This is a genomic window from Pseudomonas sp. S49 (assembly GCF_009866785.1).
Lineage (GTDB): Bacteria > Pseudomonadota > Gammaproteobacteria > Pseudomonadales > Pseudomonadaceae > Aquipseudomonas.
Genome location: NZ_CP019432.1, coordinates 1,694,759 through 1,709,043, shown reverse-complemented (window position 1 = coordinate 1,709,043; position 14,285 = coordinate 1,694,759). Strand labels below are relative to the sequence as shown.

Annotated in this window: 9 protein-coding genes; 3 read left to right on the top strand and 6 right to left on the bottom strand. The window is 59.8% G+C overall.

Annotated features, from left to right (window positions below; translation table 11 throughout):
* The first annotated feature begins 65 nt into the window (after window positions 1-65).
* Window positions 66-761, top strand: a complete 696-nt coding sequence (aqpZ, locus tag PspS49_RS07570; protein ID WP_064586473.1) for an aquaporin Z — start codon at window positions 66-68, stop codon at window positions 759-761.
* A gap of 126 nt (window positions 762-887) precedes the next feature.
* Here aqpZ and PspS49_RS07565 read toward each other — a convergent pair whose 3' ends face one another.
* Complete coding sequence (locus PspS49_RS07565; RefSeq protein ID WP_160038700.1) at window positions 888-2,012, bottom strand: GNAT family N-acetyltransferase; 1,125 nt, start codon at window positions 2,010-2,012, stop codon at window positions 888-890.
* Between the two features lie 282 nt (window positions 2,013-2,294).
* Between PspS49_RS07565 and PspS49_RS07560 the strand changes: the two genes are divergently transcribed.
* Window positions 2,295-3,617 (top strand): putative porin, encoded by a 1,323-nt coding sequence (locus tag PspS49_RS07560; RefSeq protein WP_127926236.1) that lies wholly within the window; start codon window positions 2,295-2,297, stop codon window positions 3,615-3,617.
* Between the two features lie 255 nt (window positions 3,618-3,872).
* Here the strand turns inward: PspS49_RS07560 and PspS49_RS07555 are convergent, their stop codons facing one another.
* The 5 genes from PspS49_RS07555 to aceK form a co-directional block, all read right to left on the bottom strand.
* Entirely contained in the window at window positions 3,873-4,112 is a 240-nt protein-coding gene (locus PspS49_RS07555) for a zf-HC2 domain-containing protein (protein WP_127926235.1), read from the bottom strand.
* On the bottom strand, window positions 4,106-4,717 hold the full coding sequence (locus tag PspS49_RS07550) for an RNA polymerase sigma factor (RefSeq protein ID WP_127926234.1): 612 nt from the start codon (window positions 4,715-4,717) through the stop codon (window positions 4,106-4,108). The genes PspS49_RS07555 and PspS49_RS07550 overlap by 7 nt, the downstream gene beginning before the upstream one ends.
* A gap of 137 nt (window positions 4,718-4,854) precedes the next feature.
* A complete protein-coding gene (locus tag PspS49_RS07545; RefSeq protein WP_116028888.1) occupies window positions 4,855-5,976 on the bottom strand; it encodes a beta-ketoacyl-ACP synthase III in 1,122 nt (373 codons plus the stop codon).
* A gap of 328 nt (window positions 5,977-6,304) precedes the next feature.
* Window positions 6,305-10,216: an ATP-dependent RNA helicase HrpA gene (gene hrpA / locus PspS49_RS07540; protein ID WP_160038698.1), complete on the bottom strand. Its 3,912-nt coding sequence runs from the start codon at window positions 10,214-10,216 to the stop codon at window positions 6,305-6,307.
* Window positions 10,217-10,485: 269 nt separating this feature from the next.
* A complete protein-coding gene (gene aceK / locus PspS49_RS07535; RefSeq protein WP_127926231.1) occupies window positions 10,486-12,207 on the bottom strand; it encodes a bifunctional isocitrate dehydrogenase kinase/phosphatase in 1,722 nt (573 codons plus the stop codon).
* 398 nt (window positions 12,208-12,605) lie between these two features.
* Here aceK and PspS49_RS07530 point away from each other — a divergent pair, with 398 nt between their 5' ends.
* The gene (locus tag PspS49_RS07530) at window positions 12,606-14,231 is read left to right on the top strand and encodes a methyl-accepting chemotaxis protein (RefSeq protein ID WP_150773804.1); all 1,626 of its coding nucleotides are present in this window, start codon (window positions 12,606-12,608) and stop codon (window positions 14,229-14,231) included.
* Window positions 14,232-14,285 lie beyond the last annotated feature (54 nt).

Here is a 14,285-nt window from a genome sequence, read left to right as displayed (position 1 = left end):
CGTAAGTCTGCAAGGATGCACAACTCGATGCAGTCTCGATAGCAGGGCTATCAAGGACGCCTCTCATGTCTCTGTTCAAACGTTCAGTCACTGAGTTGTTGGGTACGTTCTGGTTGGTATTGGGTGGTTGCGGCAGCGCGGTGATCGCCGCGTCTTCACCGCTGGGAATCGGGGTGCTGGGGGTGGCCCTGGCGTTCGGTTTGACGGTGCTGACCATGGCGTTTGCCATCGGCCACATCAGCGGCTGTCATCTCAACCCGGCCGTCTCGGTCGGTCTGTTCGTTGGCGGTCGGTTTCCGGCCAAGGAGTTGCCCGCTTACATCATTGCCCAAGTGCTCGGTGCGATTCTCGCGGCGGCGCTGATCGCCCACATCGCCAGCGGCAAAGAGGGTTTCGATATCGCCGCCGGCCTGGCGTCCAACGGCTATGGTGAGCATTCACCGGGCAAGTACTCGATGGCAGCGGGATTTGTCACTGAGCTCGTGATGACCGCGATGTTTGTGATCATCATCCTCGGCGCCACCGATAGACGCGCACCGCCGGGACTGGCACCGATCGCCATCGGCCTGGGCCTGACGCTGATTCACCTGATCTCGATTCCCGTCACCAATACCTCGGTGAACCCGGCGCGCAGCACCGGGCCGGCGCTGATGGTCGGCGGCTGGGCGATTGCGCAGCTGTGGATGTTCTGGGTCGCGCCGCTGATTGGCGCGGTGGTGGGTGGCGGGATCTATCGTTGGCTGGGCAAAGAAGAAACCTGAGGGGTGCCTGAGATCCCCTTGTAGGAGCTGCCGAAGGCTGCGATCTTTTGATCTTGATGTTCAAAAAAGCAAGATCAAAAGATCGTCCGATCGCGGCCCGAGCCTTCGGCAGCTCCTACAGGGGATCTAGGCTTGGCGGTAGGGCAAGGCTGTTTTGGCTTCTTCGGCATACGCGAGGATGCCGGCGCGTTCCTGATGCAGGAAATCTTTCACTGCTGCTTTCAGACCCGGATGCCGCAGGTAATGCCAAGAGTGGGTGATCACCGGTTCAAACCCGCGAATCAGCTTGTGCTCGCCCTGGGCGCCAGCATCGAAACGCTGATAACCCTGCGCAATCGCGTAATCCATGCCCTGATAAAAACAGGTCTCGAAGTGCAGTCGATCAAACTCCGCCAGACATCCCCAATAGCGGCCGTAGAAACTGTCGCCCCCGACCAGACTTAACGCCATCGCCACCGGCCGTGAGCCCTGTTTCGCTAGCACTACGCGGATTGCCTCGGGCATGCGCTCGGCCAGCAGGCTGAAAAACTCCCGCGTCAGATACGGCGTCTGGCGTCGCACCGCGTAGGTGTTGGCGTAGCAGGCGTAGACAAAATCCCACTGCGCCTCGTCCAGCTCGCGCCCCTCCAGCCATTCGAACTCAAAGCCCTGTCCCGCCACTTGCTCGCGCTCCTTGCGCATCTGTTTGCGCTTGCGCGAACTGAGTACATCGAGGAAATCCTGGAAGTCACGATACCCGCGATTCTGCCAGTGATACTGACAGCCGATGCGTTGCAGCCAGCCCGGTTGTTCGGCCATCGCCGCATCAGTGAAAGCGTCGGTGAAATTGATGTGCGCGCTGGAAAGCCCTTCGATTTCCAGATAACCCGGCAGGCTCTTGAGCAGTTCGAAACCGTCTTCGACATTGGCCGCCAACAGGCGCGGGCCGCTCACCGGACTGAACGGCACAGCCGTCAAAAGCTTGGGGTAGTAATCGATGCCGGCACGGGCGCAGGCATCGGCCCAGCCGTGATCGAACACGTACTCGCCGTAGGAATGCCACTTGCGATAACTGGGTAACGCGGCGATCAGTCGATCATCTTCGATGTGCAGCAAATGCTCAGGTTGCCAGCCAGTGTGGGGGCCAACGCTACCACTGTCCTCCAGTGCACTGAGAAAAGCGTGGCGCAGAAACGGCTGGCTTTCAGGCACCAGCGCATCCCAGCTTGCCGAGGCGATTTCCGACAGGTTTTGCAGGCGTTGCAACGGCATCAACAAGCTCTCCACAACAGGACTTCAGCGCCCGGCGAGTATCGCCGATTGCGCGGCATTGCACACCCGCAATCGGCCGACAGCGCTCTGGATCAATAGTTCAGGGCGAATCGATATCGTCATCAACCTGCCATCACTGTGCCACTGCTCTGTCATAAACCATCGCGATACTGGCGCCTGTTTTTAGAGCGCCGGGTTCTACCCGGACACTGTTTTCCGACGTCCAAATCGTCGGTTGTGCCCGGGATGGTTCAGCCATCCCTCTCATCTTCGGAGATTGCTATGCGTCTTGCTTCCACGAAAACTGCGGCGGCCCTGTGTGGCGGCCTGTTGCTGGCCATGAGTGTTCCGGCCAGTGCCGCAGTCGACGCCAAACTGCTCGACATGCTCAAGGCTAACGGTTCCATTTCCCAGGCGCAGTACATCGAACTGCAAACTGAACTGGCCAAGGATCAGAAGGCTCAGCAAATCGCGCAGCAGGCGCAGCAAGAGACCAACGAACAAGTCGCGGCTGTCGCGAAGAAGAGCAACGAGCAAAGCGCTTTCGACCAGAAACTGGCCTGGGCCGCGAAGACCCAGTTCAAGGGTGACGTGCGTATTCGTCAGGAAACCATCAAGATCGACGGCGAACCGAACAACGGCGGCCGCGACAAGGACCGTCAGCGCATCCGTGCCCGTCTGGGCGCCTACACCGAGATCAACCCACAGGTCGACACCGGCATCCGTATCGCCACCGGCGGCGGCGACGATGCCCGTTCCACCAACCAGGATCAGGACAACTACTTCGACAAGAAGCAGATCTGGCTCGACCTGGGCTACATCGACTACCACCCGGATCAGATCAAGAACCTGCACATCATCGGCGGCAAGATGCTTCAGCCGTGGGTCAGCATGGGCGACGTGATCTGGGACAGCGACATCAACCCGGAAGGTCTGGCCGTTACTTACAAATACCCGTTGGGCAGCAGCGCCGAACTGTTCGGCAGCCTGGGTAACTACAACCTCAAGGACAACGTTGACGGCGATGGCGTGCAATTCCGTCACGACCTGCGTCTGACCGCTGGCCAGTTGGGTAGCCGCTTCAACATCACCGACAACCTGAAAGTGACTGTGGGCGGCAGCGTCTACGCCTACCAGAACGACGAAGACAGCCGCTGCACCGGCACTTCCACGCCGTGTGCGCTGGCGGTCAATGGCAACTCGGCCAACAACGAATTCCGTCTGTATGAAGGGTTCAGCCAGGTCGACATTGGCGGTCTGCCGATGCCACTGTCGTTCTACGGTCAATACGTGAAGAACAATGATGCCGTGACCGATCAGGACACCGCGTGGCTGTTGGGCGCCAAGTCGAAAGTCTTCGGCCTGAACCTCGATTACAACTATCGTGACGTGCAGCGCAACGCCGTGGTCGGCGCCTTCACCGACTCCGACTTCGCCAACGGCACCACCGGTTCCCGTGGTCACAAGTTCAAGGTCGGTTACGACATCGACAAGAACTTCGCCATTGGCGCTACGTACTTCCTGACCAAGGCCGACTTCGCCAGCCGTACCCAGCGTGACGCTGACGCCAACACCTTACAGCTGGACGCCGAAGCCAAGTTCTAAAAACAGCAGTTGCAAGCTTCGAGCCTCAAGCTGCAAGTCAAAGCATTACTTGCAGCTTGAGACTTGGCGCTTGCAACTGACTCTCTTATAGCCCGGTGCGGGCGGGACGATCCCCATCATCCGTTCGTTTCGCTCGCGCCGGGCTATTTCTGCAGGATGCGAAAATCCCCTGTAGGAGCTGCCGAAGGCTGCGATCTTTTGATCTTGATCTTGAAAAAGATCAAAAGATCGCAGCCTCGTTTCACTCGACAGCTCCTACAGGGGATTATCTTTTCGTCGTTGCTCGGCCAGGCGTTCAGCCAAGGCATCGACGCCTTCTTCCGGTTTCTCCGGCATCGCCTTCAATGTGGCTTGCATCAAACGCATCTGGCGAATGAAACGCCGGCAGTTCGGGCAAAACATCAGGTGATGACGCACCATCCACTTTTCGCGAAAGCTCAGTTGGCCATCGAGATAATCGCTGGAGCGCGCCACTTGTTCCTTACAGGTCAGCATTCTCCGGTCTCCTCAAAATGCTCCACGGTCGCGAAGACTTTCAGCCGCGCACGATGCAGCAGCACACGGACATTGGAGAGCGAGATCTCCAGAAGATTACAGATCTCTTCAAGCTCCAGCCCCTGACGCTCACGCAGCAGCAAAACACTGCTTTGCAGTTCCGACAGATTCAACAGGGTGTGCTCCAGACATTCGCGCAATTCGCTCTCGGTCAGCAGCGCTTCCGGCGTGTCCTGGTGCCAGGCGAAGGGGGCGACCAGCCAATGGCCGTCACCGGGAGAAAAGCGGTCGTCGTCGATCGTGCCATGGGGCGATGGCAAATCATCCATCAACACTTCCCGGCGATTTTGTTTATAGCGACTTTTCGCCGAGTTGGCGGTGATGGTCAACAGCCAGGTCTTGAGACTGGAGCGACCTTCGAAACTGGCAATATGGCGCACCACCGATAGCCAAGCGTCCTGCACCACTTCTTCAACGTGGCGCTGGCCGACAATGGCATACGCCACGGCGCGCATGGCGCTCTGATACGTCGTCACCAGTTCCTTGAAAGCCTGTTGTTCACCTGCCAGCAGGCGCGCAAGCAGTTGGGTGTCGTCAGCCGCCATCCAAAAATTTCCTTGTGCCGATTCCGAAAATGACGGCGACAGGTCTTCACCTGCCGCCATTTCCGAAAAATTACAGCGTTTGAGCCGATTCGGATGTAGGAAAGGTCGGCGCGATTAAGAGGAAATTAAACCAATTTTCAACGCTTGCGCAGAATCACGCTGCCGATCGAATAGCCCGCACCGAACGAACTCAACACCGCCAGCGAACCGGCAGCCAGATCGTCCTGATATTTGTGGAAAGCAATCACCGAGCCTGCAGAGCTGGTGTTGGCGTATGTGTCGAGGATCACCGGCGCTTCTTCTTCGGTGGCTTCGCGGCCGAGCAGTTTGCGCACGATCAGATGGTTCATGCTCAGGTTGGCCTGGTGCAGCCAGAAGCGCTTCACGTCGCCGACGTTGAGCTGGTTCTCTTGCAGATGCTCGCCGATCAGTTCGGCAACCATCGGGCAGACATCCTTGAACACCTTGCGGCCTTCCTGCACGAACAGCTTGTCGCGGGCACCGATGCCCTCTTCCGCTGCGCGGTTGAGGAAGCCGAAGTTGTTGCGGATGTTGTTGGAGAACTTGGTCAGCAGTTTGGTGCTGACTACATCGAACTGGTGCTTGGACGTCGCGGTGTCAGCGCGCTCGATGATCACCGCAGTCGCGGCATCGCCGAAGATGAAGTGGCTGTCGCGGTCGCGGAAGTTCAAGTGCCCGGTGCAGACTTCCGGGTTGACCATCAGGATTGCCCGGGCCTGGCCCAGTTGCACGCTGTTGGCCGCAGCCTGGATGCCGAAGGTGGCCGAGGAGCAAGCCACGTTCATGTCGAAACCGAAGCCCTGAATGCCCAAGGCTTCCTGGACTTCGATGGCGATGGCCGGGTAGGCGCGCTGCAGGTTGGAGCAGGCGACGATCACGCCGTCGATGTCAGCGGCGGTTTTGCCGGCGCGCTGCAGGGCCTGTTCGGCTGCGCCGATGGCCATCTGGCAGAGCACCGACCATTCGTCGTTGGAACGCTCCGGCAGGCGCGGAGCCATGCGTTGTGGATCGAGGATGCCGTCCTTGTCCATGACAAAGCGGCTCTTGATGCCGGAAGCCTTTTCGATAAACGCAGCGCTGGATTCGGTCAGGGCCTGGACTTCGCCGCTGGCGATCGCGTCGGCGTTGTCGGCGTTGAACTGGGCGACGTAGGTATTGAAAGACTGCACCAGCTCTTCGTTGGAGATGCTGTTGGCCGGGGTGTACAGGCCGGTGCCGCTGATGACGACGTTATGCATGGTCGTTTCTCTAATCTGTTCAGGCAGAAAGTGCTGGAACCGTCGTACCAACACACAAAGGGTCTATTCCCATCCGGGGGACGCAAACCTGGCATCGCTTTATTCCGTCTCGCACCACGGCCGAAGGCTCTGGGTCGCGAAACCGGCGTTTATGGTCGCGAAGTTTGCCATAAACGTGGACTTTTGGCGCCTTTCTCAAGCACAACCCAAATCCCAATGTGGGAGCGAGCCTGCTCGCGAAGGGGGAGTGTCAGTCACCAGATTCTTGTTTGACACACCGCTTTCGCGAGCAGGCTCGCTCCCACAGGGGATGGCGTGCGGCTCAAGGTCAGGGTTCGACCTGGCTCCACTGTTTGTTCAGGCGTTTGTCGGAGATCGGGACCTTGGTGCCCAATTGCTGGGCGAACAGCGACACCCGGTATTCCTCCAGCCACCAGCGGTACAGCTCAAGTTGCGGGTCGCGTTTGCCTTCCTGCGCATGTTTCGCTGCGCGGGTCTGGTATTGCGCCCAGAGGCCGGCAAGTTCGCCGCTCCAGACGCGATCCTTCTGCACCTGCGCACCGAGCTTTTCGAAACGCTGCTCGACCGCTTTCAGGTAACGCGGCAACTCCTTGAGCCACTGCATCGGCGTCTCGCGGACAAACCCCGGGTAAACCAGATTATTGATCTGCTGCTTGATGTCATTCAGCGCCACGGCTTGCGCCAGATCGATCTTGCCCTTGAAGCGTTTTTGCAGACCGTGCCAGAGCTTGAGAATCTCCAGCGTCAACCGGGCCACGCGCTCGGCGTGCTCGGTCCAACTGCCGCGTTTGCGCTCGGCCAACGCCGCCAACCCGGCACCGTCACGGGGCAGTGGGTCTTCACCTTCAAGAATGCAGCTGTCGAGGCTGGCCAGGAGAATGTCTTCAACCAGCGCATCAACCCGGCCCAGTTCGCGATAGAGCAGGCCCAATTCAGTCTGCCCCGGCAACTTGCCGCGCAGAAACTTGGCCGGCTCCGCCAGTTGCTGCATCAACAACCGCTGCAAGGCACGACGATGCTGGAACTCGGCTTCGGCCGGGGTCGAGAAGCGCCCTTCCTTGACCGTGCCGCCCTCTTCGACCAGCGCCGGATACACCGTCATCGATAGCCCGGCGATCTTCTGTTGAGTCTTTTCCGCCACCGGCGCGAAGACTTTCGCCTCCACCGGTTGCTGGCTTTTCGCGCTCTGCGGCACCGCCAACGCGGCCTGACTGGCTTCGGCAAACCGCGCGGTCAATTCGGCCAGATCGCGACCTTCACCGAGGAACTTGCCCTGGCCGTCGACGATTTCCAGGTTCATCCGCAGATGCCCCTCGACGCCTTGCTCAGCTTCGGCCCACGCCTCGTCGCTGACCCGCGCGCCAGTCATGCGCAGCAGTTCGCGACCGAGCGCTTGCGGCAACGAACCCTCGGCAAAGGTCATGCGCTGCAAGGCAGCCTTGATGAAGTCCGGCACCGGCACAAAATTCTTGCGCAGCGCTTTCGGCAGGTTGCGCACAAGGGCGATGCACTTGGCCTCGATCATCCCCGGCACCAGCCACTCCAAGCGCTCCGGCGGCAGCATCGGCAACAGCGGTGCCGGCACGCGCAGGGTCACGCCGTCGCGCGGGTGATTGGGTTCGAAGTGATAGGTCAGCGCCAGCTCCAGATCGCCGATGTGCAGCGTGTCCGGGTAATCGCGCGCAGTGACTTCACTGGCCTCGCGGGCCAGTACGTCCTCTTCGCGCATGATCAGCAGTTGCGGGTTCTTCTGGCTGTTGATGCGATACCAACTGTCGAAGGTCGCGGTCTGGTGAATCTCCGCCGGCAGCCGCGCATCGTAGAACGCATACAAGGTTTCTTCGTCGGCGAGAATGTCGCGGCGACGAGCCTTGGCTTCCAGTTCGTCGAGCTGTTCCAGCAGTTGTTTGTTGGCGCTCAGACACTTGGCTCTGGACTGAATCTCGCCACGCACCAGACCTTCGCGGATAAACAGCTCTCGCGAAACCACCGGATCCACCGGGCCGTAATGCACCGGGCGGCGGCCGACCACGATCAGCCCGAACAGGGTGATCTGTTCGAACGCCACGACCTGGCCGCGCTTCTTCTCCCAGTGCGGTTCGAAGTGGTTTTTCTTGATCAGGTGCCCGGCCAGCGGCTCGATCCAGTCGGCATCAATCTTGGCGACCATGCGCGCGTAAAGCTTGGTGGTTTCCACCAGTTCGGCGGTCATCAGCCATTGCGGACGCTTCTTGCCAATGCCCGACGACGGATGAATCCAGAAACGCCGCTGACGTGCGCCGAGGTAATCGCCATCTTCGGTTTTCTGACCGATCTGGCTCAGCAGGCCGACCAGCACCGCTTTGTGCAGTTTCGGATAATCCGCCGGTTCTTTATTCAGACTCAACTGCATGTCGCGGCAGATCAGGCTCAACTGCCGATGGGAATCGCGCCACTCGCGCAGACGCAGATAGTTGAGGAAGTTCTTGCGGCACCAGTTGCGCAGCGGACTCGCAGTCAGCGATTGGCGTTGCTCTTCAAAACCACGCCACAGATTTACCAAACCGGCGAAATCCGAATCGACATCCTTCCATTGCGCGTGGGCCTGATCGGCCGCTTGCTGACGTTCCGGCGGACGCTCGCGCGGGTCTTGAATCGACATGGCACTGGCGACAATCAGCACTTCCTGCAAGCTACCGAGCTTGGCCGCTTCGAGCAGCATACGGCCCATGCGCGGGTCGACCGGCAAGCGCGCCAACTGGCGACCGAGCGGGGTCAACTGGCTGTTGCGGTCCACCGCCGAGAGTTCTTGCAGCAGGTTGAAACCGTCGCTGATCGCCTTGCCGTCCGGCGGCTCGATAAACGGGAACGCGGTGATTTCGCCGAGGCGCAGATGCAGCATCTGCAAAATAACCGCCGCGAGGTTGGTGCGCAGAATTTCCGGATCGGTGAACTCCGGGCGCCCATTAAAATCTTCTTCGCTGTACAGCCGAATGCAAATGCCCGGCTCGACCCGGCCGCAGCGACCTTTACGCTGATTGGCACTGGCTTGGGAAATCGCCTCGATCGGCAGACGCTGGACCTTGGCGCGATAGCTGTAACGGCTGATGCGCGCGGTGCCGCTGTCGATCACGTAGCGGATGCCCGGCACCGTCAGCGAGGTTTCGGCAACGTTGGTCGCCAGCACCACGCGACGGCCCGGGTGCGACTGGAAAATCCGCTGCTGTTCGGCCGGCGACAGGCGCGCGTACAGCGGCAGGATTTCAGTGTGTTTGAGCTGAGCCTTGCGCAGCATGTCGGCAGCATCGCGAATCTCGCGCTCACCTGGCAAGAACACCAGCACATCACCGGGGCTGCGACGTTCGCTGCGCTCGTAAGCGGCGATTTCATCGAGGGTCGCGAGGATCGCCTGATCCACCGTCAGGTCATCCTCGACGCGGTTGCCCTCTTCGTCCTGCTCCAACGTCAGCGGGCGATACCAGGTGTCCACCGGGAAGGTACGACCGGAGACTTCAACGATCGGCGCGTCGTCGAAGTGCTTGGAAAAGCGCTCCAGATCGATGGTCGCCGAAGTGATGATGACTTTCAGATCCGGGCGACGCGGCAGCAGGGTTTTCAGGTAGCCGAGCAGGAAATCGATGTTGAGGCTGCGTTCGTGGGCTTCGTCGACGATGATCGTGTCGTAGCGTTCGAGATAGCGATCATTTTGGGTTTCCGCGAGCAGAATACCGTCGGTCATCAGCTTGATCAGGGTGTTGGAATCGCTCTGATCCTCGAAACGTACCTGATAGCCGACCAGCGCACCGAGCGGCGTAGCGAGTTCTTCGGCGACCCGGCTGGCGACGCTGCGTGCAGCGATGCGACGTGGCTGGGTGTGGCCGATCAGACCGTGCTGGCCGCGACCGATTTCCAGACAGATCTTCGGCAACTGGGTGGTTTTACCCGAGCCGGTTTCGCCGGCGATGATCAGCACCTGGTGTTTTTCCAGCGCCTTTTTGATCTCGTCACGCTTGGCGGCGATCGGCAGACTGTCGTCGTAACGAATCACCGGCAGGCTGGCACGGCGGGCCAGCACCTGATCACAGGACGCCTGCATGCGCGTCACCCACTGGGCCAGTTTGGCCTCGTCGGGTTTCTTGCGCAGCTCAAGCAACTGCCGCCGCAGCCGGTGACGGTCGGCGAGCATGGCGTGATCGAGGTTTTTCAGCAGTTTGTCGATGGAGGGCGATTCGTCGGTCATCGGGTAGGCAATTCGGTCGTCTATTTATGCAGGGGGCGGATTGTCGCAGATTTGGCGGATTTGTGGCGTGTCAGGGGGATTGCTGCCCTCACCCTAGCCCTCTCCCGGAGGGAGAGGGGACCGACCGAGTCAACTTTGCCAGCCTCGCCGACCTGAACGCGCATCACCGAATCCATAATCGCCAAGCTCTTTCAGGTCGATGCTTGACGCAAGACACCTCGGTCGGCCCCCTCTCCCTCTGGGAGAGGGTTGGGGTGAGGGTTTCTGGCTTATTCGTTATCCAACCCTTTACGCCGATACGGGAAGACATCAATGACTTTCCCCGCCCGAATCGCCTCCTGCAGGCTCTTCCAGTAATCGGCGTTATACAACTCGCCATGCAACTGATCGAACAACTTGCGCTGCCCCGAATCGGCAAACAGAAACGGTGGAAACTCCTCGGGAAACACATCCAGCGGCCCGATCGAGTACCACGGCTCGGACGCCATTTCGTCCTCCGGTGTACGCGGCGCGGGGATGTGGCGGAAGTTGGCCTCGGTCAGGAAACAAATCTCGTCATAGTCATAAAACACCACCCGCCCATGCCGGGTGACGCCAAAGTTTTTCAACAACATGTCGCCTGGAAAGATATTCGCCGCCGCCAGTTGCTTGATCGCCAGACCGTAATCCTCCAGCGCCTCGCGCACCTGTGCGTCATTGGCGTTTTCCAGATACAGATTGAGCGGGGTCATCCGCCGTTCGGTCCAGCAGTGGCGGATCAATACCGTCTCGCCCTCGACCGAGACTGTCGATGGCGCGACTTCCAGCAATTCCTCAAGACACGCCGGATCAAACTTGCTCAGCGGAAAACGGAAATCGGCGAACTCCTGGGTATCGGCCATGCGCCCTACCCGGTCGACGCTTTTTACGAGCCGATACTTCTCGATCACCGTGGCGCGGTCGACGTTTTTCGACGGCGAAAAACGGTCCTTGATGATTTTGAACACGGTGTTGAAACCCGGCAGGGTGAACACGCTCATGACCATGCCGCGCACGCCCGGGGCCATGATGAACTGGTCATCGGTGTTGGCCAGGTGATTGATCAGTGCGCGGTAGAACTCGGATTTACCATGCTTGTAGAAGCCGATCGAGGTGTACAGCTCGGCGATGTGCTTGCCCGGCAGGATGCGCCGCAGGAAACCGATGAATTCCGCCGGCACCGGCACATCGACCATGAAGTACGAACGGGTGAACGAGAAGATGATCGACACGTCGGCTTCGTCGGTGATCAGCGCATCGATCTGGATCCCGCGCCCTTCGCGGTGCAGCAGCGGGATCACCAACGGCCATTGCTCGTCGCGGGTGTAAATGCGCCCGACCAGGTACGCGCCCTTGTTGCGGTACAGCACCGAGGAAAACAGCTCGACGCTGAGTTCCGGGTCTTTGCACACCCAGTCCGGCAGGTTCTCGCGCAGCTGCGCTTCGAGGCGAAGCAAGTCGCCGGGCAGATCGGCGTAATCCTCGCTGAAGCGATAGTCGGCAAAAATGCTCGCGAGCATCCCCGACAATTGCCCTTGCGGTTTGTAGGTACGGGTCTGCGCGGCGCGGGCACGGCGCAGACTCGGGCGTGTGGTGTGGATGAACATGCAGCCGTCGCTGATCAGGTCATGGCTGAACAGACCGCAGAAAATCGAGTTGTACCAGGTCTCGGACAGCTCATCGTCGAAGCGCAGGTCGATGACGCTGATGTAGGCGCTTTTCACCAGCGGCCAGCAGCTGACATTCATCAGCGTCTCATCGTCGAAGTATTCGCGCAGACGGGCGATGGTTTCGCCGACCTTTTCTTCATAGAGATTGATCCGCGCCGCCGACGCCGTTTGCGTCTCCTGCCAGCGCGCCTGCTCGAAGCGCTCACGGGCACCGTCGGTGATGCGCCGGAAATGCTCGCGGTAATCGTCAAAGCCATCGAGGATCATGCGGGCGATGTCGGTGGCTGGCCATTGCTGCGGCATAGATGAGACCTCGGCGTGCGTTTGGAAATCTGTGCCTGAGCTTAGCCACGGATGCGCACACAGGTGAAGTGCAATTTCTGCCAAATCTGCGCCGGGGTTGTACGCCATCAGCGTTTTGGCAAAGTTTTTTTAATCAACCGTTCGGTCAGTTAACGCCTGAGCGGTTCTTCTCGCCGCCCTGCGCCAGCCCGTGAATTCTCTGGGTTTCGGATCCAAGACCCAATGCACGCTTCTAGTCCGTGGCTTTGCTGCAACTACGCGGATCGTCAGCAACGACTCCAGATTGGTCTTACCAAAATAGTGGCACTTTGATATACAGCCCGCCATTACCCGCCTCATAACAAGATCCTCGCTGACGAGGACGACCTCCCCCCCTTCAAAGATCAAGGAGCACACTGATGTCTATCCGGAATCTGCGCATAGGTTTGCGCGCCAGTTTGAGCTTTGCCGTTTTGGCCAGTCTGCTGGTGGTGGTCGGCCTGTTCGGTCTGGGCCAGATGAAAACCCTGCGCGAAAGTGCAGCGGTGATCGAAGAGTCATGGATGCCCAGCATCGAGAGCATTCATGACGCGGCGGCGAACATCGCCAGCATCCGTCTCGAATCGTTGCGTCTGATCACCAACTCCCAGCCTGCGGTGCGCGACCGAAGCAAAAATATCCTCAAGGCGCAACGCGAGGAGTTGCTCAAACGCCTCAACGATCACAAAGCCTTGATCGCCAGTGATCAGGAACAGGCGATGCTCGACGGCTTGAACGCGGCCATCGGCAAATACCTGAGCATTCTCGATCAGATTGTCAGCCAGATTGACGCGGGGCAGAACGAGCAGGCTGCCACGCGTTTGAGCAATGAACTGGCGCCGCAGGGCACTGTGCTCGATAAGACGCTGGAGCAGATGATCAGCCTCAACCAACAAGGTGCGGATGCCGCCGCCAAAGCCGCTGCGGCGATGTATCAGCAGGCATTGTGGATCGTCACGTCGATCATCGTGGTCGCCCTGATTGCCACCTTGTTATTGGCCTGGCTGCTGACCCGCAGCATCACCACCCCGATCAATCAGGCACTGGATGTCGCGCGGCGCATTGCTGCCGGTGATCTCAGCGGACAGATCACCAGCACCGGGAAGGATGAGGCGTCGCAGCTGCTCCATGCCTTGGCCGAGATGCAGGGCAATCTGCGCTCGACCATTCGCGGTATCAGCGAATCGGCACAGCAACTGGCTTCCGCTGCCGAGGAAATGAGTTCGGTGATGGAGCAAAGCACCCGCGGCCTGCAGCAGCAGAACGATCAGATTGAACAAGCCGCCACCGCGGTCACCGAGATGAGCACGGCGGTGGACGAAGTCGCCGCCAACGCGGTGTCCAGCGCCGAGGCGTCTGCCGCGTCGAACGAGGACAGCAAGCACGGCCACGTACAGGTCAGCGAAACCATCAGTTCGATTCAGCAACTGGTCGATGCGGTACTCGGTGCTTCCGCACAAGCCGAGGGCCTGGCCACGCAGGCACAGGACATCAGCAAAGTGCTGGAGGTGATTCGCGGGATTGCCGGGCAGACCAATCTGTTGGCGCTCAATGCGGCGATCGAAGCGGCGCGCGCCGGTGAAGCCGGGCGCGGTTTTGCCGTGGTCGCGGACGAAGTCCGTTCGCTGGCGCAACGCACGCAGAATTCCACCGAAGAAATCGAGCTGATGATCAGCAGCATCCAGCAAGGCACCGGGGCGACCGTTGGCGCTTTGCAGAGCAGTGCCGAGCAGGCGGGTCAGACGCTGCGCCGCGCCAACAGTGCCGGGCAGGCACTGGAAAAAATCACCGCGTCGATCTCGCAGATCAACCAACGCAACCTGGTGATCGCCAGCGCGGCCGAGCAGCAGGCCTTGGTGGCGCGCGAGGTCGATCAGAATCTGGTGACCATCCGTGACCTCTCAACGCAGACCGCCGCTGGCGCCACTCAGACCTCGGCTGCAAGCCAGGAACTGTCGCGTCTGGCCGTGGACCTCAACAGTCTGGTGACACGCTTTGTGATCTGACCGATAAGTTGCATGCCCGAATAGCGGTTGCCTTCGTCAGGGCGCTCGGCAACA